Raw genomic sequence first — 18567 nt, 5'->3', positions numbered from 1 at the left:
GTCCATTGACAGTCTTATTTTGAAAAGGAACGGTTATTCATGGCTGGCAACAAGAAAAACAACCGCCGCGAAGAAATTTTGCAAGCGCTGGCACAAATGCTGGAATCTGCCCAAGGCAGCCAACGTATTACTACCGCTAAGCTGGCAGCCCAGGTTGGTGTCTCGGAAGCCGCCCTCTACCGCCATTTCCCAAGCAAGGCGAGAATGTTCGAGGGCTTGATCGAGTTTATCGAGGACGCCATCACTACCCGTATCAACCGCATTCTCGATGACGAAAAAGACACCCTGCAACGCCTGCGCATGGTACTGCAGCTGATCCTTGGCTTCGCCGAACGCAACCCGGGCCTGACCCGCATCATGACCGGCCACGCCCTGATGTTTGAACAGGACCGCCTGCAAGCCCGTATCAACCAGCTATTCGAGCGTATCGAAACCCAACTGCGCCAAATCCTACGCGAGCGCAAGTTACGCGAAGGCAAAGGCTTCCCGGTTGACGAGTCTATCCTTGCCGCCCAGTTATTAGGCCAGGTAGAAGGCAGCCTGAACCGCTTTGTCCGCTCGAACTTCAAGTACAAGCCGACAGCTAATTTCGACGACTACTGGCACCTGCTAAGTGCAGAGCTAGGGTAAAAGCAGGTTCGAGGGACGAGTTCCTGAATCTTAAAAATAACGCACATAAAAAAAGCGAGAGGTTTTCACCTCTCGCTTTTTATTAGGTTGTCAGGCTCTTGGCTCTTCCAAGCGCCCAGAGCCATCATTTCCTAGGGCCGGGGGAGTTATACTCCGTACTCTGAACGGTACGCCTTCACCGCTTCTAGGTGCTGCTCCATGCCGTCCTGCTCTTCCAGGTAGCTCACTACATCACCCAGCGATACGATAGACACCACCGCACAGCCAAAGTCACGCTCGACTTCCTGGATAGCAGACAGTTCACCCTTGCCTTTCTCCTGGCGGTCGATTGCTACAAGCACACCAGCCAAGTCAGCACCATTGGCCTTGATGATTTCCATCGACTCACGAATTGCCGTACCGGCAGTGATCACGTCGTCAACCAGCATGATACGGCCTTCTAGCGCGCTACCTACCAGGTTGCCGCCTTCACCGTGAGCTTTGGCTTCCTTGCGGTTGAAACAGTATGGGGTATCCACATCATGATGATCTGCCAGTGCAACCGCTGTTGTGGTGGCAATTGGGATCCCCTTGTACGCAGGGCCAAACAACACATCGTATTCGATACCGGCATCTACCAAAGCCTCAGCGTAAAAACGGCCTAGGCGTGCAAGATCACGTCCTGTGTTGAACAAACCCGCGTTGAAGAAGTACGGGCTCTTACGGCCAGATTTCAGTGTGAACTCACCAAACTTCAGTACGCCCTTTTCCAAGGCAAATTCGATGAACTGACGCTGATATGCTTTCATGGTTTCTCCTTATAGATGCAACTTGTGATTACACGATTCAAATCTAGGCGCAGGGCCGCATTAACCGGTAACGCGAAGCCCAGGCCAAAAAAAAGCGGCTCCAATAGGAACCGCTTCAAAAAACTAACTTTCCAGCGCTTGCTTCTGAACGCTAACAATGTCGGCAATGCCGTCTTTCGCCAGGGCCAGCATCGCCAGCAGCTCTTCGTGGCTAAAGGCTTCACCTTCTGCAGTGCCCTGGATTTCGATCATTTTACCTTCTTCGGTCATGACCACATTCATGTCTGTTTCTGCAGCCGAGTCTTCAACATACTCCAGATCGCAAATAGCTTCACCGTTATAGATGCCTACCGACACTGCAGCCACCATGCCTTTCAGTGGGCTGGCCTTGAGCATGCCTTTTTCCAGCATGTAATTGATAGCATCGACCAAGGCAACCATCGCACCAGTAATAGATGCTGTACGGGTACCGCCATCCGCCTGGATAACATCACAGTCAACGGTGATCATCTGCTCGCCCAACGCTTCCAGGTCAACCGCAGCACGTAGGCTACGGGCAATCAGGCGCTGGATTTCCATGGTACGGCCACCCTGCTTGCCACCGGCCGCTTCACGGCGGTTGCGAGAGTGAGTTGCACGCGGCAGCATGCCATATTCCGCTGTCACCCAACCTTGTCCTTTGCCTTTTAGCCAGCGTGGCACATTCTCTTCCACACTTGCGGTACAAATTACCTTGGTATCTCCAAACTCAACCAGCACCGAACCTTCGGCATGGGCAGTAAAGTTACGGGTAATAGTAATAGGACGAACTTGGTTGTTGCTTCTTCCGCTTGGACGCATCGGTGGCTCCCTCTGGCTGGATGACATTAACCGGCGATTATAGCCACAACCTCCCGGTTGTGCACGTGAAACCCAACCCGCGTGGTTTTTAAAGCGCTGACTGCTGGCAGAATCACCACCTCGGCACTGGGTAATACTCGTTAAGCAAGGCCACTTGAAGTTACTTGGGTATATGCTTAAGGCTAAGTATAATCGTGACATCAGGATAACTGCGCACCACTTGCACATCGATGACGGTGGATTGCCAATGCACCCCACCCTAAGCAGTTATCAACCACCACTATTAGAGGCCACTAGCCAATGATCCATAGCATGACCGCCTACGCCCGTCGCGAAGTCAAAGCCGACTGGGGCACAGCCGTTTGGGAAATCCGCTCGGTAAACCAACGCTACCTTGAAACCTACCTGCGTATGCCTGAGCAATTCCGCAGCCTGGAGCCTGTCCTGCGCGAGCGTTTTCGCAAGCGCCTGGCCCGCGGTAAGGTAGAATGTAACCTGCGTTTTGAAGTGAACCCAGCAGCCAATACCGAGCTGAAAATCAACGAGGAGCTAGCCAAGCAGGTGATCAATGCTGCCAAGTGGGTCAAAGAAACCGCTGGCGAAGGCAGTGTCGGGCCATTCCAGGTGCTGAACTGGCCTGGTGTAATGGAAGCGCCGGAGCAAGACCTTGACGCTATCAACAAGGACTTGCTCGAAGCATTCGACCGCACGGTCGATGACTTCATTGCCGCCCGCGCCAGCGAAGGCGAAAACATGAAAGCGCTTATCGAACAGCGCCTTGAAGCTATCTCTGTAGAAGCGACCAAAGTGCGCAGCATGATGCCGGAAGTACTGAACTGGCAGCGCGAACGCATCATGACCCGCTTGGAAGAAGCTAAAGTCGAGTTGGATGCCAACCGCGTCGAGCAAGAGCTGATCATGCTGGCGCAGAAGAGTGATGTTGCAGAAGAACTGGACCGCCTTGACTCACACGTCAAAGAAACCCAAAAAATCATGAAAAAAGGTGGCGCCTGTGGCCGCCGTCTCGACTTCATGATGCAGGAGTTCAACCGCGAGTCGAACACCCTGGCCTCGAAATCGATCAACACCGAGATCACTGCTGCTGCCGTGGAGCTCAAAGTGCTTATCGAGCAGATGCGCGAGCAGATCCAGAATATCGAATAACCCCCTCGTTGCGTCCCGGGTGGCCCCAAAGCCCGGGATGATCATTGCGCTGGCATGAAATGATCATAAATTCCAACTAGGCTTAACTTTAACTCGAGCAAAAAGTTGAATTTTCAAGCAACCAGCTAATTTCTTTTGCGCGCGGATCATGATAATCTGCGCGCCCTTCTATCACTGAGTGAAAATAGGCAATGAGCAAAGGTACTCTATACATTGTGTCGGCCCCGAGCGGCGCAGGCAAATCCAGTCTGATTAACGCCCTGTTGGAAACCAACCCGGTCTATGACATGAAAGTATCCGTCTCTCACACCACCCGCGGCATGCGTCCGGGCGAAGAGCACGGTGTTCATTACAATTTCGTTAGCGTAGAAGAGTTCCAAGAACTAGTAGAGCAAGGTGCATTCCTTGAGCATGCTGAAGTTTTCGGCAACTACTACGGCACATCTCGCCCGTGGATCGAGCAGCAGCTTAACAAGGGTATCGATGTATTCCTCGATATCGATTGGCAGGGTGCCCGTCAAATCCGCAAGCAGATGCCACAAGCAAAAAGCCTGTTCATCCTGCCGCCTTCGAAAGAAGAGCTGGAGCGCCGCCTCAATGCCCGTGGCCAGGACAGCGATGCTGTTATCGCCCGCCGCATGGAGGAAGCCCGTTCGGAAATCTCCCATTACAACGAATACGATTATGTGATCGTCAATGATGATTTCGATGTCGCGCTAATGGATTTCAAAGCCATTATCCGTGCAGAACGATTGAAGCAAGACAAGCAAGCTGCTAAATATAACAGCATGCTCAATGCCCTACTGGCAGAACAGTAAGTATTTTTGTACAATTTTCCTTCTTTATTTATATAACCACTGGAGTCCTCCATGGCACGCGTAACCGTTCAAGACGCTGTTGATAAAATTGGCAACCGTTTCGATCTAATCCAAATTGCTTCACGCCGCGCTCGTCAGATGCAAACTGGCGGTAAGGATCCACTGGTTCCAGAAGAAAACGACAAGTACACAGTGATCGCGCTTCGTGAAATCGAAGAAGGCCTGATCACCAAAGATATCCTGGATGCTCGCGAGCGTCAGGAACTTCAAGAGCAAGAAGCAGCAGAGCTAGCAGCTGTTAGCGCTATTGCCGGCGACAACCGTTAATTCAGGGAACCGGGCGAATTGTATCTTTTTGATAGCCTGAAAGAAGTCGCGATCGAATACCTGCCTGAGTCTCAAATCGAGGCGCTCAGGCAGGCTTATCTCGTTGCGCGTGATGCCCACGAAGGGCAAACTCGCTCCAGTGGCGAACCTTACATCATCCACCCTATAGCCGTTGCCCGTATCTTGGCCGAAATGCGCCTCGATTACGAAACCTTGATGGCAGCCCTCCTCCACGATGTCATCGAAGATACCGATGTCACCAAAGACGATCTCGACAGTCGCTTTGGCTCTACCGTGGCCGAGTTGGTAGATGGTGTTTCCAAGCTGGACAAGCTGAAGTTCCGCGACCGCAAAGAAGCGCAAGCCGAGAACTTCCGCAAGATGATCATGGCAATGGCCCATGACATCCGCGTTATCCTCATCAAGCTGGCCGACCGCACGCATAACATGCGCACCTTGGGTGCCCTGCGTCCGGACAAACGCCGCCGTATTGCCCGCGAAACGCTGGAGATTTTCTCTCCGCTGGCACACCGCCTGGGTATCCACAACATCAAGACCGAACTGGAAGAACTGGGTTTCGAAGCCCTGTACCCGAACCGTTACCGTGTTTTGAAGGAAGTGGTGGCTGCCGCTAGGGGTAACCGCAAAGAAATGATTAACAAGATCCACGCCGAGATTGAGGGTCGCCTCAAAGACGCGGGGATCGAAGGCACGGTACAAGGCCGCGAGAAGAACCTGTACTCCATCTACAACAAGATGAAGAACAAGGAGCAGCGCTTCCATTCGATCATGGACATCTACGCCTTCCGCGTACTGGTCAAGGATCTGGATACCTGCTATCGCGTTCTGGGACAGGTCCACAACCTGTACAAGCCGCGTCCGAGCCGGATGAAAGACTATATCGCCATCCCGAAAGCCAATGGCTACCAGTCGCTGCATACCTCGCTGGTTGGCCCGCACGGCGTCCCTGTCGAAGTCCAGATCCGTACCGAAGATATGGATCAGATGGCCGACAAAGGGGTTGCGGCCCACTGGGCCTACAAAGATGGTGAAAGCTCCGGTACTACCGCGCAGGTCAAGGCCCAGCGCTGGATGCAGAGCCTGCTGGAACTGCAGCAGAGCGCCGGTAGCTCGTTCGAGTTTATCGAGAACGTTAAATCCGATCTGTTCCCAGATGAGCTTTACGTCTTCACGCCGAAAGGCCGAATTGTCGAGCTCCCAGTCGGGGCAACAGCGGTCGATTTTGCCTACGCAGTACACACCGATGTTGGTAATGCCTGCGTCGGTGCCCGTGTCGAGCGCCAGCCTTACCCGTTGAGCAAGCCGCTGAAAAACGGCCAGACCATTGAGATCATCAGTGCGCCGGGTGCCCGCCCGAACGCAGCATGGCTCAACTACGTGGTCACTTCCCGCGCCCGCACCAAGATCCGCCAGGTGCTCAAGACCATGCGCCGCGAAGAATCGATTACCCTTGGCCGCCGCCTGCTCAACCATGCTCTGGGAGCGATCAACATCGACCAGATCGATGAAGATAACCTGCATCAGGTATTGACCGACCTGCGTCTGACTAGCCTCGAAGATCTGCTGGCCGAGATTGGCCTTGGCGAGTTGATGAGTGTCGTCATTGCCCGCCGCCTGCTGGGCAGTTCCGATGAGCTAACACCGAAAGAATCCGACCAGCGCCTGCCTATCCGCGGTGCCGACGGTATTCTGCTGACCTTCGCCAACTGCTGTCACCCTATCCACGGTGACCCAATCATGGCCCATGTCAGCCCGGGTAAAGGTCTGGTTATTCACCGCGAAGAATGTGCCAACATCCGCGGCTACCAGCGGGAGCCGGACAAATACATGGCGGTTGAGTGGAGCGAGGACTTCGAACAAGAGTTCGTCACCTCACTCAAAGTCGATATGCAGAACCACCAAGGCGCGCTGGCCGACCTGACCAACACCATTGCTGCTACCGGATCGAATATCCAGGGGTTGGCAACGGAAGAAAAAGACGGTCGCCTGTACACCATTACGGTACGCCTGACCACCAAAGGACGTATCCACCTGGCCAATATCATGCGCCGGATCCGGGTTATGCCTAACGTGGTGCGTGTCTCACGCCAGAAAAACTAAACCGCACCAGCCAAGCTGGTCCGCAATAGAATAAAAAACGCCCGCTCGCGGGCGTTTTCTTTAGGTAACAGAACATGAGCCCAGAACGCTTCCAACGTATCCATGAGGTCCTTGCCACCCGCCAGCCAGATTTGACGGTGTGCATGGAAGAAGTCCACAAACCCAACAATGTCTCGGCGATTGTCCGTACTGCCGATGCCGTGGGGATCCACAAGGTCCATGCCGTCTGGCCAAGCAGCGGTATGCGTATGCTGGGTAATACCTCGGCTGGTGCCCGCAACTGGGTCGAACTAGAGACCCACGACTCAATGGTCAATGCGGTCAGCACCCTCAAGGCACAGGGTATGCAGGTACTGGCCACCAACCTGTCCGATACCGCGATTGATTTCCGTGAGGTGGATTACACCAAACCAACCGCCGTTATCCTCGGTGGCGAAAAAAATGGGATCACTGCTGAAGCGCTGTCGATGGCCGATCAGGATATCATCATCCCTATGGTAGGTATGGTACAGTCATTGAATGTCTCGGTTGCCAGTGCCCTGATCCTTTACGAGGCACAGCGCCAACGCCAGAACGCCGGTATGTATAACAGGGAAAAAACCCTGCTGCCTGACGAAGTGGTTCACCGTATCCTGTTTGAGCGCGGCCATCCGGTATTGGCCAAAGTTGCTCGCCGCAAGGGGCTACCTTACCCGCCACTGGATGAACATGGCCAAATCGCTGCCGATGAGCAGTGGTGGAGCATCATGCAGGCGACCGAGCCGAAAAAGAAAAAGACCTTACCTTAAACGGATATAGCCATAACGGATGTGGCCATAATGGAGTAGTAATGAGCGGACAACTTCTCGATACTATAGCCCTGACCGAACTGTCAGGTGTCGGTGCCAAAATGGCAGAAAAACTGGAAAAAATTGGCCTGCATACCGTACAGGACCTCCTTTTCCACCTTCCGCTCCGCTACGAAGACCGTACCCGGATCTGGCCGATTGCCAGCGCCATGGCCGGACAGCACCTCACCGTTCAGGGTGAGGTACTGAGCAGCAATATCACTTTCGGCAAACGCCGGATGCTGACCGTCAAAATCAGTGACCAGACCGGCAGTGCCACCCTGCGCTTTTTCAACTTCAATGCGGCAATGAAGAACAGCCTCAGTGAGGGCAAGCAGGTCAAAGCCTATGGCGAGATCAAACGCGGTAAGTATGGGCTCGAGATCATCCATCCCGACTACAAGGTTTTCTCCGAGCCGACCGAACTCAGCACCGAGGAAACCCTGACCCCGGTCTACCCGACCACCGATGGCCTGCGCCAACTTACCCTGCGTAACCTGACCGATCAGGTCATGCGGCTGCTCGACAAATCTGCGGTGCGCGAACTGCTACCGGAAGGCTTGTATGACCGCCAGATGACGCTTGCACAAGCATTGCATGTCATGCACAGGCCTACACCGGATGTCTCCCTCGACCAACTCGAGGAAGGCAAGCACCCTGCCCAGCAGCGCCTGATCCTCGAAGAATTACTGGCACAAAACCTATCCATGCTGGCTGTACGCCACAAAAGCCAGCGCCACGCCGCATGGCCGCTAGCCCAAAGCAATACACTCAAAGACAAGCTGCTGGCAAGCTTGCCATTTAGCCCAACCGGTGCCCAGCAGCGGGTAGTCGCGGATATCGAACACGACCTTGCCGTGCCCCATCCGATGATGCGGCTAGTACAAGGCGATGTCGGCTCAGGCAAAACATTGGTTGCTGCTCTGGCTGCCTTGCGAGCGATAGAGCATGGCTACCAGGTTGCCTTGATGGCCCCGACAGAGCTGTTGGCCGAGCAGCACGCCATCAACTTTGCTGCCTGGCTAAACCCTTTGGGGATTGAGGTAGGTTGGCTTGCCGGAAAACTCAAAGGCAAGGCACGCGAAAAAGAATTGGCCCGTATCGAGAGCGGCGAGGCCAAAATGGTCGTCGGTACCCATGCCCTATTCCAGGAGCAGGTAGTATTCGACAACCTTGCTCTGGTCATTATCGACGAGCAGCACCGCTTCGGGGTCCACCAGCGCCTTGAACTGCGAGAAAAAGGGGCCAATGGCGGCTGCTATCCGCACCAGCTAATCATGACCGCCACCCCAATTCCGCGTACCCTAGCGATGACCGCCTATGCCGACTTGGAGACATCGGTCATCGACGAGTTGCCTCCGGGCCGTACCCCGATCCAAACCGTGGCCCTGCCCGACTCGCGGCGGCAGGAAATTATCGAGCGCATCCGCTCGGCCTGCCTCAACGAGGGCCGTCAGGCCTACTGGGTCTGTACCCTGATCGATGAGTCCGAAGTCTTGGAAGCCCAGGCCGCTTCCGATACCGCCGACGAGCTGACCGCTCAACTACCGGAACTCAATATCGGACTGGTCCATGGCCGGATGAAGCCGGCAGAGAAACAGGAAGTGATGAAGCGCTTCAAGGATGGCGAGCTGCACCTACTGGTTGCCACCACGGTTATCGAAGTCGGCGTAGATGTCCCCAACTCGAGCCTGATGGTAATCGAGAACCCGGAGCGTCTCGGCCTGGCCCAGCTGCACCAGTTGCGTGGCCGTGTTGGCCGGGGCAGCGTCGCCAGCCACTGTGTACTGCTCTACCATGCGCCGCTGTCGAAAACGGCGCAGAAGCGCCTTGGGGTCCTGCGCGAGAGCAGCGATGGCTTTGTCATCGCCCAACGCGATTTGGAAATCCGCGGACCCGGCGAGCTGCTGGGTACCAAACAGACCGGTATTGCCGAGTTCAAGGTGGCCGATCTGGTCCGCGACCAGCACCTGATCCCCCAGGTCCAGAAGCTGGCCCGCTACCTGCACGATAACTACCCGGACAACGCCAAGGCCATCATCGACCGTTGGCTCGGCCAGCGGGAGAACTACTCTAATGCTTAAAAACAGGTCCAACGCATAAGGCAGGCAATAAAAAAGCGAGGTCACCCTCGCTTTTTTGTTATGGAAGAAACTTGTTTAGCCGTTACTTCTTGGCATGCATCGGCAAGCTGATCTGGACCCGAAGACCGCCTTCACGACGGTTGGAGACCTGGATCACTCCTTCGTGCTGGTCGATAATCCGTTTGACGATTGCCAGCCCCAAACCCGTCCCCTCATTATCTGTACCACGGGCAGAATCCCCCCGAGTCAGTGGCTGGAACATCTTCGCCACCTGATCAGGGTCGATACCCGGGCCATCGTCCTCGACACAGAACCACGCACTCTTGCGGTCAGCAGCGGTCCCGCTGGAGATCTTGACCCAACCATTACCGTAACGCTGGGCGTTGACCACCAAGTTGGCGATAGAGCGCTTGATGGAGACCCCGTTACCGGTAATGACCCCGGGAATATCCGTTAGCTCCAACTCGATTTGGCGATCATAGCCAGCCTCGGCTTCCGCCACTTCTTCAAGCAGGTAGTTAAGCTCGAGATCTTCTTCCGCCTGCTTCTTGGTCGACTTGAGGTAGTCCATAAACTGGCTGATGATCTCGTTACACTCTTCGGTATCGTTGATCATACTCTCAGCCAAGTAGCTGTCTTCCGGCGACATCATCTCGGTTGCCAGGCGAATACGGGTCAGCGGTGTACGCAAGTCATGGCTGACACCGGCCATCAAAAGGGCACGGTCATCTTCAAGCTGCTTGATCCCCGCCGACATCCGGTTGAACGCCTTGGTCACAGCACGGATTTCCGAGGCCCCCCGCTCCGGCAGTACCGGTGGTGTTTCCCCTTTCGCCACCTGCAAGGCAGCTTGCTCCAGTGCCACCAGCGGGCGGTTCTGGATCCGGATAAACAACCAGCCGCCGGCTATCACCATAAAGGCGATAATCAGGCTGTAATGGAACAGCGGCGAGAAGTCATCTTCCTGCAGTTCAGACAGCGGTATCCGCATCAAAAAGCCGGGTATTGATTCGCTTCTGAGCCATAGCACATAGCTGTCGGCCCCCAGCACCAACCGCACCTCGGTCGGTGACTCCAGTTCCTGGGTCATCTCCTCGCTGAGGTATTCAATGACCGTGGCTTTGGCGAACTCCTGCAGCTCTTCATCATGGTCAGGATCGCTCCCGTCCTCGGCATGCAGGGTCACCCCGAGCTGTTCGAGCAACTGGCGCCTAAGCGGGGTATCGAGATGGAAAGTATTACCGTCGGCGAGCTCAACATCTTCCTTGAGCATCAAACGCACCTCGTAGGCGAGGATCCGGTTGAACTGCTGCAGACTCGGCAGCAAGGCATAGTTGAGGACGGCCAGATAGGAGAAAATCTGGCTGGCTATTAGCAAGCCAGCCAGAAGGATCAGTGTCCGGGTAAAGGTACTGCGTGGCGACAGTCGCATGGCTTACGCCTCGCTGCCGTCCGGTACGAATACGTAGCCCAGTCCCCATACGGTCTGGATGTAACGTGGGCGGCTTGGGTCTTCTTCGATCATACGGCGCAGACGGGAGATCTGAACGTCAATCGAACGCTCCATCGCCGAGTATTCACGGCCACGGGCCATGTTCATCAGCTTGTCACGGGACATTGGCTCGCGGGCATTGGTGACCAGTGCCTTCAATACCGCAAACTCACCCGATGTCAGCGGCATCGACTCTTCGCCACGGAACATTTCGCGGGTACCCAGGTTCAGGCGGAATTCGCCGAACTCAATGATTTTGCTATCGACACTCGGTGCACCCGGTGCTTCAACAGTCTGGCGGCGCAATACAGCGCGGATACGTGCCAGCAACTCGCGCGGGTTGAATGGCTTAGGCAGGTAGTCGTCAGCGCCGACTTCCAAGCCGACAATACGGTCTACTTCATCACCCTTGGCGGTCAGCATCAGGATTGGCAGCATGTTGTTGGCATTACGCAAACGGCGGCAAATCGACAAACCATCTTCGCCCGGCAGCATCAAATCCAATACCATCAGGTGGAAGGTTTCACGGGACAATAAGCGGTCCATTTGCTCACCGTTAGCCACACTACGTACCTGGAAACCCTGCTCAGACAGGTAACGCTCCAGTAGCGCACGCAGGCGCATGTCATCATCAACAACTAGAATCTTATAATTTTCCTGCATATCTCACCTTACTTGCATCGACTGAGGTTATCGTGCTTTGGGCGTATTTTACTCGACGTTCCCAGCGGTTAGCTGAAATTTGCCGCTAAAATAACCACTAAATTGTTACCGTTTATGTCAGATTCGTCCATTTTCTGCGGACAACTGTTTGCTTTTATAGCCACAAACGATGTTTACCTACCCTTTAAACTAACCTAAATTCAAGGAACTATCCAAAACAATACGCATTCTGGGAGGCTGAGGCTTGATCTGTAACCCATGCCGGACGACTATGGGCAACACCAGAGTTATTCAGCTTCCAGCAACCCGATAGATACCGGTACCTGCGATGAAAACCAACCTCATTACCCGCGAGGGCTATGACAAACTAAAAAATGAGCTCGATTTCCTGTGGAAAGAAGAGCGTCCCGAAGTCACCAAGAAAGTGACCTGGGCAGCCAGCCTCGGTGATCGTTCCGAGAACGCCGATTACCAGTACAACAAAAAACGCCTGCGCGAGATCGACCGCCGGGTCCGCTACCTGCGTAAACGCCTCGAGCAAGTACAGGTCGTCGATTACTCCCCGCAGCAAGACGGCAAAGTGTTCTTCGGCGCCTGGGTCGAAATCGAGAACGACGACGGCGAAACCAAAGCTTTCCGTATTGTCGGCCCGGATGAGATCTATGGCCGCAACGACTACATCTCTATCGACTCCCCCATGGCCCGGGCACTGCTGAAAAAAGAAGTCGACGATGACGTCGAGGTCAATACCCCTGCAGGCAAGAAAGAGTGGTTCGTCAATAGTATCCGCTACAAATAAACGAAAGCCCAAATTACAGAAGCAAAAATGTGAAGGCACCGCCGTTACTGACAGTTCGCTAACACGCGATGCCTTGCCTGCAATCCAATCGCCCGTAGAATGGGCCCATACCAGACAACAAGAGAAATGAACGGATGAGCAATACGATCAACCAGATGATTGCCACTGAGCTGAATGTTCGCCAGGAACAAGTCACAGCCGCAATCACTTTGCTCGATGACGGTAACACCGTGCCTTTCGTGGCCCGTTACCGTAAGGAAGTCACTGGTGGGCTGGATGATACCCAGCTCCGCAACCTGGAATCTCGCCTCGGCTACCTGCGCGAGCTCGAAGACCGCCGCCAGGTGATCATCAAATCCATTACCGAGCAGGGCAAGTTAACTGCCGAGCTCGAAGCGGCCATCAAAGATGCCGACAGCAAAACCCGCCTTGAAGATCTCTACCTGCCTTACAAGCCCAAGCGCCGCACCAAAGGTCAAATCGCGATTGAAGCCGGTATTGAGCCATTGGCCGATTCACTGTGGAGCGATCCTAGCCAAACGCCGGAAGACAGTGCCGCAGCTTACGTCGATGCCGACAAGGGTTTTGCCGACACCAAGGCCGTGCTCGACGGTGCCCGTGCCATCTTGATGGAGCGCTTTGCCGAAGATGCTGCGCTGCTGGAGAAAATCCGCCGCCATCTACTCTCCCAAGCCGAGCTGACCTCGCGTGTGGTTGAAGGTAAAGAGCAGGAAGGCGCCAAATTCAAGGACTACTTCGAGTACAACGAAGTCTTCAAGAATATTCCTTCGCACCGCGCTTTGGCCCTGTTCCGTGGCCGCAACGAAGGCTTTTTGCAGATCAGCCTCAACGCCGATCCTAACCAGGAAGAAGGCGTGCGCGGCTCCTACTGCGAAGTCATGATTGCCGACCACCTCGGTGTGAAACTGGGCACCCAAGCCGCTGATACCTGGCGCAAGCAGGTGATCAGCTGGGCATGGCGCATCAAGATAGCCATGCACCTGGAAACCGAGTTAATGGCCGCGCTGAAAGAAAAGGCCGAAGAGGGTGCCATGCAGGTGTTTGCCGACAACCTGAAAGACTTGCTGATGGCTGCCCCTGCCGGCCCGCGTGTCACCTTGGCATTGGATCCGGGCCTGCGTACCGGCTGTAAAGTGGCGGTTGTCGATGCGACCGGCAAATTACTGGATACTGCGACAATCTACCCGCACACCGCCCGTGCCCGCGTGGCAGAAGCCGAAGCCACCTTGCTGGCATTGCTGAACAAACACAGTGTTGACCTGATTGCGATCGGTAACGGCACTGCTTCACGTGAAACAGACAGCTTTGTTGCCACCCTGCTCAAGGACAACAACCTCAAGATCCAGAGTGTGATGGTTAGCGAAGCTGGCGCGTCGGTATACTCGGCATCCGAACTAGCAGCTAATGAATTCCCGCAGTTGGATGTATCGTTGCGTGGTGCCGTTTCTATCGGCCGCCGCTTGCAGGACCCACTGGCTGAGCTGGTGAAAATCGACCCTAAATCTATCGGTGTCGGCCAGTACCAGCATGATGTCAGCCAGAGCATGCTCGCCAAGCGTCTGGATGCCGTGGTCGAGGACTGTGTAAACGCCGTCGGTGTCGACGTGAATACCGCATCCCCAGCCCTGCTGACCCGCGTGGCTGGCCTGAACGGGACGATTGCCCAGAACATCGTGAACTACCGCGATGAGAACGGTCGCTTCGACAGCCGCACCACCCTGAAGAAAGTCGCACGCCTCGGGCCAAAGGCTTTCGAGCAGTGTGCCGGTTTCCTGCGTATCATGGGCGGCAAGAACCCGCTCGATAGCTCGGCAGTCCACCCGGAGTCCTATGCCGTGGTCAAGAACATCGCCGCTGCCAATGACAAGGCGCTCGATGCGATAATCGGCAACACCGACTTCCTTCGCAGTATCAAGGCTGCCGACTATACCGACGAAAAATTCGGCCTGCCGACGGTCACCGATATCATCAGCGAGCTTGATAAGCCCGGCCGCGACCCGCGCCCGGAATTCAAGACCGCCACCTTCGCCGAAGGGGTCAACGAGGTCAAAGACCTGATCCCGGGCATGGTGCTCGAAGGGGTGATCACCAACGTCACCAACTTCGGTGCTTTCGTCGATGTCGGCGTCCACCAGGATGGCTTGGTCCATATCTCAGCCCTATCGGACAAGTTCGTATCCGACCCGCGCGAAGTGGTCAAGGCCGGTGATATCGTCAAGGTCAAGGTGATGGAAGTGGATCTGCAGCGTAACCGTATCGGCATGTCGATGCGCCTTAGCGACGAGCCGGGCCAAGACAACAAGCCAGCCCGCAAGCCGCAACAAAACCGCCCTCAGGGCAACCAGCGCAACCAACAACCCCGCCAGCGCCAAGACCGCCAGTCAGGCAACGGCAACAGCGCAATGGGCGGCGCCTTTGCCGCCGCATTTGCCAACGCGAAAAAGAAGTAAAGCGCCGTTGGGCCAATAATCAAAAAAGAGCCGGCATTCGTGTCGGCTTTTTTTTAGTCCTGTGGTCCTGTGGTCCTGTGGTCCTGTGGTCCTGCAAGCAAAGCCTTAAAGTTGATAGCTTGTGTCAAACATTTAATTTTACAGTCACTTTTAATGTTTCAGGCTTTTACCCATAGGGCCATAGAGCCGCTTCTGTGCCATAGCACCCTCTTTTTAAAGCACCACCAAATACTCCGTTGGCGGGTTGGGTACGGTGGCCTGGGCATACTTGTGGGCGACGACACCCTTGGTGCGTTCTGACTGGCTGATTTGCTCCAGTGCCTCGAGCAGCTCGCGGGGTAACTTGATGTGCATGGAGTAACCCAGATCGCTGACATCGGCCATATAGCTCTCGGCCGACAATGCCTTTACCAGCATTTCCATCGATTCTTGGTAGCCGTAATGCTTCTCTTCCACGGCTTGCTGGTAATCGGGGTGTTCAGAAGGGTCCCAAGAGGGTTTCTTAAACTGCTTTTCCTCACTGCTTAAGGCACGCTCCTGCGCAGAGGGTTGCATTTCGGTGGGGGGGACAATTTTCTCACGTACTCGATTATCCCGCGCGGTTTGCTCGGTAGGCGGGTTAATCGTTGGGGCTACGGCTGGCGCGCCCACCTGTACGGGAGTGACTAGCATACAGGAGCCTCTCTCCTAGGGTGTGTTATCTAGGCAATGGCCAGCAATACGGTCGCAACCGTTCCTGCTGCAGCCAACCACTGCCCAGCATTATAGTAGCCATCGCTGTTGGCTTTGACATCGTCCGGGTGATCCATACCCAATGCCCCGTAGGCAAAGGACTCGGCTTTATCCCCCATGTCTTTGCCTTCAGCTTCCGGTTTGGCTTTTTGCGCCGCGCTATCATCGGCTTGGCGTTGGCGTGCCTCATCGGAGATAGAGACCTGGGTCTGGCTGGATGGAGCACTACTGGGCTGTTGGTCCGCTTTTGCGGCTACATGGTTTTCTGAAGCCAAACTGGGCTGAGCTGCAGCCTGCAGGCTAGCCGGGGTGTACGTTACCGAGTTAATGGTAGTGCCAATTGTCATCTAGGGGTCCTTCTCCTGCCTAGCACCAACTGCATCAGTGCGGACTCAAAAACAGCTTCGAAATTAACGTCTTAATTTTGCTATCGGCCCAGGTAAGAAAAAGTTTAGACCTATTCACCCCTAGTCATTCAATAACTGATACATACCATATTAACCCGTAAACGCTTTTAGGGTATCGATAAATTCTTCAGGATGGGAGATAAACGGAGCGTGGGACGCCCCCGTAAACACATGCTGCTGGGACTGTGGGGCGAGCTTATCCAACTCGCGGGCTACTTTGGCTGGCACCAAGCCATCCAGACGACCGTATAGCCGCAGCCAAGGTTGTGAAATGGAGGCTAATTGTGGGCGAAGATCGACTTGCGCCAGCATATCGAGGCCACTAGCCAATGCTTGCGGATTTGGCTCGGGACGGGACAGCACCGCTTCTTTGAGTTGGCGGATATCCTGCCGTGCAGATTTACTCCCCATTGCCTGCAACGCCATGAAGCGCTCTATGGTCGCCCTGAAATCTGAATCAAGCTGGCTGCGAAAATCATCCAATACCTCCGGCTTGATACCACGCCACGTCTTTTCAGCCGCAAAGCGCGGCGAGCTCGCGACAGTAACAAGTTGCTTCACCCTTTGAGGCTGTTGCAATGCCGCGGTAGTCGCAACCAACCCGCCTAACGACCAGCCGAGCCAAGTCGCCTGCTCTGGGGCTTGTTCGAGTAGCTTTTGTGCCATCTCGTCGACATTAGCTGCTGGATGGTGCTGACTGTGGCCATAACCTGGCAGATCCACCACATGCACCCGATAGTGCTGGGCTAGGACAGGTAATATCTGCTGCCACACGGCACCGTTCATTCCCCAACCATGAATGAGAAGTAGATCGGAACCTTGTCCGTCGGTTTGCCAATGAAGCTCAGCTGTCATTTATATTTCCTATATTTGCCCCCAAGGATGACACGGATGGTATCGTTATTTGACCAATTCACCAACTTTCTGCGCCGCTACCACCGCTGCCCATTATGCCACCTACCTGTCGACGGCTCCCATCCAGTCTGGTGCAGCCATTGTCTTGCCCGTTTCCCCTACCGGCCTTATTGCCATCATTGTGGTAGTACAAAGACCACTGATACTGACTATTGCGGCCAATGCCTGACAACTCCCAGGCCCTGGCAGCGCTTCTATCGCATCGGAGAACACCAATTCCCCTTACGTCACCTGATCCACCAACTCAAGTTCCAGCGCAAGTTCTGGCTCGCCCAACCGCTTGGCGAATTGCTGGCAAAGCAAATCGATGAGCCCGCCCCATTACTCCTACCCATCCCCTTGCATCCCCTACGCCAACTGCATAGGGGCTTCAACCAAAGTAGCCTTATAGCCCAAGCTGTTGCCCGGCAAACGGGAAGTCAGTTAGACACCCAGCGACTGAAACGCCGGCGCTATACCCCATCCCAGCACAAGCTCAGCAAGGCACAGCGCCAGCATAATCTCGACCGGGCTTTTATACTTAAAGGGAAGTCGCTGCCATGCCATGTTGCCCTTGTCGATGATGTTGTCACCACCGGCAGTACCGTCGCTGAAGCCACTTTGCTTTTACGCCAACAGGGCGTAAAACGGGTAGATATTTACTGTCTTAGCTTTACCCCGACAGAAAAAACTGTAGAAAAATCGCCAAGATCTGTGCCGAAATCATAGTTGCAGCGATTAATGGGTGATAGAAAGGACAGCAAAGAGTAGAATAGAATTAATCTTACTAAATAAGTCAGGTATTACGTCGTGTCTATGATTACTATTTCTGAGAATGCTCAACAGCACTTCGGCAAGCTTCTGGCCCAGCAGCCAGAAGGGACAAACATCCGTGTATTCGTGGTAAATCCAGGTACGCAAAATGCAGAGTGCGGCGTGTCCTACTGTCCACCGGAAGCCGTGGAAGCCAGCGACACCGAAATCAAACTCGAACTGTTTTCTGCTTTCATTGATGAGCTAAGCCTACCTTTCCTTGAAGATGCTGAGATTGACTTTGTTACCGACAAAATGGGCTCGCAGCTAACGCTGAAAGCGCCAAACGCAAAGGTACGCAAAGTATCCGATGACGCACCGCTAATGGAGCGTGTCGATTATGTGATTCAAACTCAGGTCAACCCTCAGCTTGCTGGCCATGGTGGTCATGTTTCACTGGCTGAAATCACTGAAGATGGCGTCGCTATCCTACAGTTCGGCGGTGGTTGTAACGGCTGTTCAATGGTTGATGTGACTTTGAAAGAAGGTATCGAAAAAGAACTGCTAGCTCAGTTTGCCGGCGAGCTAACTGGCGTTCGTGATGTGACTGAACACGCCCGTGGTGAGCACTCTTACTACTAAGACTCACTGCTGCAAAGCAATCGAGTAGGAGGAGGCCTCACGGCCTCCGTCCTCTCACACCACCGTACAAGCGTGGGTCGCATACGGCGGTTCCAAGGTATACTAACTATCGTTA

The 18567-nt window shown here is 54.6% G+C and carries 18 protein-coding genes; 11 read left to right on the top strand and 7 right to left on the bottom strand.

Annotated elements, in window-relative coordinates; translation table 11 throughout:
* Window positions 1-39 precede the first annotated feature (39 nt).
* Complete coding sequence (slmA, locus tag BIZ37_RS23095; protein WP_044622315.1) at window positions 40-630, top strand: nucleoid occlusion factor SlmA; 591 nt, start codon at window positions 40-42, stop codon at window positions 628-630.
* A gap of 146 nt (window positions 631-776) precedes the next feature.
* Here slmA and pyrE read toward each other — a convergent pair whose 3' ends face one another.
* Window positions 777-1418, bottom strand: a complete 642-nt coding sequence (gene pyrE, locus BIZ37_RS23090; protein ID WP_187463516.1) for an orotate phosphoribosyltransferase — start codon at window positions 1416-1418, stop codon at window positions 777-779.
* Between the two features lie 123 nt (window positions 1419-1541).
* Entirely contained in the window at window positions 1542-2258 is a 717-nt protein-coding gene (rph, locus tag BIZ37_RS23085) for a ribonuclease PH (protein WP_107298957.1), read from the bottom strand.
* Between the two features lie 300 nt (window positions 2259-2558).
* Between rph and BIZ37_RS23080 the strand changes: the two genes are divergently transcribed.
* The 6 genes from BIZ37_RS23080 (at window position 2559) to recG (ending at window position 9599) form a co-directional block, all read left to right on the top strand.
* Window positions 2559-3422 (top strand): YicC/YloC family endoribonuclease, encoded by an 864-nt coding sequence (locus tag BIZ37_RS23080; RefSeq protein WP_187463515.1) that lies wholly within the window; start codon window positions 2559-2561, stop codon window positions 3420-3422.
* A gap of 191 nt (window positions 3423-3613) precedes the next feature.
* Window positions 3614-4240, top strand: coding sequence for a guanylate kinase (gmk, locus tag BIZ37_RS23075; protein ID WP_107298955.1), 627 nt, complete (start codon window positions 3614-3616; stop codon window positions 4238-4240).
* A 51-nt stretch (window positions 4241-4291) separates the two neighbouring features.
* Window positions 4292-4567 carry a DNA-directed RNA polymerase subunit omega gene (rpoZ, locus tag BIZ37_RS23070; protein WP_107349751.1) on the top strand — a complete coding sequence of 92 codons (276 nt, stop codon included), beginning with the start codon at window positions 4292-4294 and terminating at the stop codon, window positions 4565-4567.
* Window positions 4568-4585: 18 nt separating this feature from the next.
* Window positions 4586-6688, top strand: a complete 2103-nt coding sequence (gene spoT / locus BIZ37_RS23065) for a bifunctional GTP diphosphokinase/guanosine-3',5'-bis pyrophosphate 3'-pyrophosphohydrolase (protein ID WP_107298954.1) — start codon at window positions 4586-4588, stop codon at window positions 6686-6688.
* 74 nt (window positions 6689-6762) lie between these two features.
* Window positions 6763-7476 (top strand): tRNA (guanosine(18)-2'-O)-methyltransferase TrmH, encoded by a 714-nt coding sequence (gene trmH / locus BIZ37_RS23060; protein ID WP_107298953.1) that lies wholly within the window; start codon window positions 6763-6765, stop codon window positions 7474-7476.
* A 41-nt stretch (window positions 7477-7517) separates the two neighbouring features.
* Window positions 7518-9599, top strand: a complete 2082-nt coding sequence (recG, locus tag BIZ37_RS23055; protein WP_187463514.1) for an ATP-dependent DNA helicase RecG — start codon at window positions 7518-7520, stop codon at window positions 9597-9599.
* A gap of 82 nt (window positions 9600-9681) precedes the next feature.
* On the opposite strand, the gene envZ is transcribed toward recG, so the two are convergent.
* Together envZ and ompR are read right to left on the bottom strand one after the other, a co-directional pair.
* The gene (gene envZ, locus BIZ37_RS23050) at window positions 9682-11031 is read right to left on the bottom strand and encodes a two-component system sensor histidine kinase EnvZ (RefSeq protein ID WP_107298951.1); all 1350 of its coding nucleotides are present in this window, start codon (window positions 11029-11031) and stop codon (window positions 9682-9684) included.
* Between the two features lie 3 nt (window positions 11032-11034).
* Window positions 11035-11754 (bottom strand): two-component system response regulator OmpR, encoded by a 720-nt coding sequence (ompR, locus tag BIZ37_RS23045; protein WP_039457175.1) that lies wholly within the window; start codon window positions 11752-11754, stop codon window positions 11035-11037.
* A gap of 328 nt (window positions 11755-12082) precedes the next feature.
* Between ompR and greB the strand changes: the two genes are divergently transcribed.
* Window positions 12083-12553: a transcription elongation factor GreB gene (gene greB, locus BIZ37_RS23040; protein WP_107298950.1), complete on the top strand. Its 471-nt coding sequence runs from the start codon at window positions 12083-12085 to the stop codon at window positions 12551-12553.
* A 134-nt stretch (window positions 12554-12687) separates the two neighbouring features.
* Complete coding sequence (locus tag BIZ37_RS23035) at window positions 12688-15024, top strand: Tex family protein (RefSeq protein WP_187463513.1); 2337 nt, start codon at window positions 12688-12690, stop codon at window positions 15022-15024.
* A gap of 213 nt (window positions 15025-15237) precedes the next feature.
* Here the strand turns inward: BIZ37_RS23035 and BIZ37_RS23030 are convergent, their stop codons facing one another.
* The 3 genes from BIZ37_RS23030 to bioH all read right to left on the bottom strand — a co-directional run bounded on the left by BIZ37_RS23030 (window position 15238) and on the right by bioH (window position 17018).
* Entirely contained in the window at window positions 15238-15696 is a 459-nt protein-coding gene (locus tag BIZ37_RS23030; protein WP_187463512.1) for an ATP-dependent Lon protease, read from the bottom strand.
* A gap of 29 nt (window positions 15697-15725) precedes the next feature.
* Window positions 15726-16103 carry a hypothetical protein gene (locus tag BIZ37_RS23025; protein WP_187463511.1) on the bottom strand — a complete coding sequence of 126 codons (378 nt, stop codon included), beginning with the start codon at window positions 16101-16103 and terminating at the stop codon, window positions 15726-15728.
* A 150-nt stretch (window positions 16104-16253) separates the two neighbouring features.
* On the bottom strand, window positions 16254-17018 hold the full coding sequence (gene bioH, locus BIZ37_RS23020; RefSeq protein ID WP_187463510.1) for a pimeloyl-ACP methyl ester esterase BioH: 765 nt from the start codon (window positions 17016-17018) through the stop codon (window positions 16254-16256).
* 36 nt (window positions 17019-17054) lie between these two features.
* On the opposite strand from bioH, the gene BIZ37_RS23015 reads away from it, so the two are divergent.
* Window positions 17055-17786 carry a ComF family protein gene (locus BIZ37_RS23015; RefSeq protein WP_187463509.1) on the top strand — a complete coding sequence of 244 codons (732 nt, stop codon included), beginning with the start codon at window positions 17055-17057 and terminating at the stop codon, window positions 17784-17786.
* 87 nt (window positions 17787-17873) lie between these two features.
* Window positions 17874-18452: a Fe-S biogenesis protein NfuA gene (gene nfuA / locus BIZ37_RS23010; RefSeq protein ID WP_107298944.1), complete on the top strand. Its 579-nt coding sequence runs from the start codon at window positions 17874-17876 to the stop codon at window positions 18450-18452.
* Window positions 18453-18567: the final 115 nt, after the last annotated feature.

Source organism: Photobacterium sp. BZF1 (assembly GCF_014349205.1).
Taxonomy (GTDB): domain Bacteria; phylum Pseudomonadota; class Gammaproteobacteria; order Enterobacterales; family Vibrionaceae; genus Photobacterium.
This window is presented reverse-complemented; position numbering and strand designations above follow the sequence as displayed.

Excerpts from the sequence above, each read along its gene's own strand:
- recG (WP_187463514.1), top strand. The coding sequence starts at position 7,518 with ATGAGCGGACAACTTCTCGATACTATAGCCCTGACCGAACTGTCAGGT.
- BIZ37_RS23035 (WP_187463513.1), top strand. The coding sequence starts at position 12,688 with ATGAGCAATACGATCAACCAGATGATTGCCACTGAGCTGAATGTTCGC.
- trmH (WP_107298953.1), top strand. The coding sequence starts at position 6,763 with ATGAGCCCAGAACGCTTCCAACGTATCCATGAGGTCCTTGCCACCCGC.
- BIZ37_RS23015 (WP_187463509.1), top strand. The coding sequence starts at position 17,055 with ATGGTATCGTTATTTGACCAATTCACCAACTTTCTGCGCCGCTACCAC.
- bioH (WP_187463510.1), bottom strand. The coding sequence starts at position 17,018 with ATGACAGCTGAGCTTCATTGGCAAACCGACGGACAAGGTTCCGATCTA.
- nfuA (WP_107298944.1), top strand. The coding sequence starts at position 17,874 with ATGATTACTATTTCTGAGAATGCTCAACAGCACTTCGGCAAGCTTCTG.
- gmk (WP_107298955.1), top strand. The coding sequence starts at position 3,614 with ATGAGCAAAGGTACTCTATACATTGTGTCGGCCCCGAGCGGCGCAGGC.
- BIZ37_RS23030 (WP_187463512.1), bottom strand. The coding sequence starts at position 15,696 with ATGCTAGTCACTCCCGTACAGGTGGGCGCGCCAGCCGTAGCCCCAACG.
- greB (WP_107298950.1), top strand. The coding sequence starts at position 12,083 with ATGAAAACCAACCTCATTACCCGCGAGGGCTATGACAAACTAAAAAAT.
- BIZ37_RS23080 (WP_187463515.1), top strand. The coding sequence starts at position 2,559 with ATGATCCATAGCATGACCGCCTACGCCCGTCGCGAAGTCAAAGCCGAC.
- ompR (WP_039457175.1), bottom strand. The coding sequence starts at position 11,754 with ATGCAGGAAAATTATAAGATTCTAGTTGTTGATGATGACATGCGCCTG.
- rpoZ (WP_107349751.1), top strand. The coding sequence starts at position 4,292 with ATGGCACGCGTAACCGTTCAAGACGCTGTTGATAAAATTGGCAACCGT.
- pyrE (WP_187463516.1), bottom strand. The coding sequence starts at position 1,418 with ATGAAAGCATATCAGCGTCAGTTCATCGAATTTGCCTTGGAAAAGGGC.
- envZ (WP_107298951.1), bottom strand. The coding sequence starts at position 11,031 with ATGCGACTGTCGCCACGCAGTACCTTTACCCGGACACTGATCCTTCTG.
- rph (WP_107298957.1), bottom strand. The coding sequence starts at position 2,258 with ATGCGTCCAAGCGGAAGAAGCAACAACCAAGTTCGTCCTATTACTATT.
- BIZ37_RS23025 (WP_187463511.1), bottom strand. The coding sequence starts at position 16,103 with ATGACAATTGGCACTACCATTAACTCGGTAACGTACACCCCGGCTAGC.
- slmA (WP_044622315.1), top strand. The coding sequence starts at position 40 with ATGGCTGGCAACAAGAAAAACAACCGCCGCGAAGAAATTTTGCAAGCG.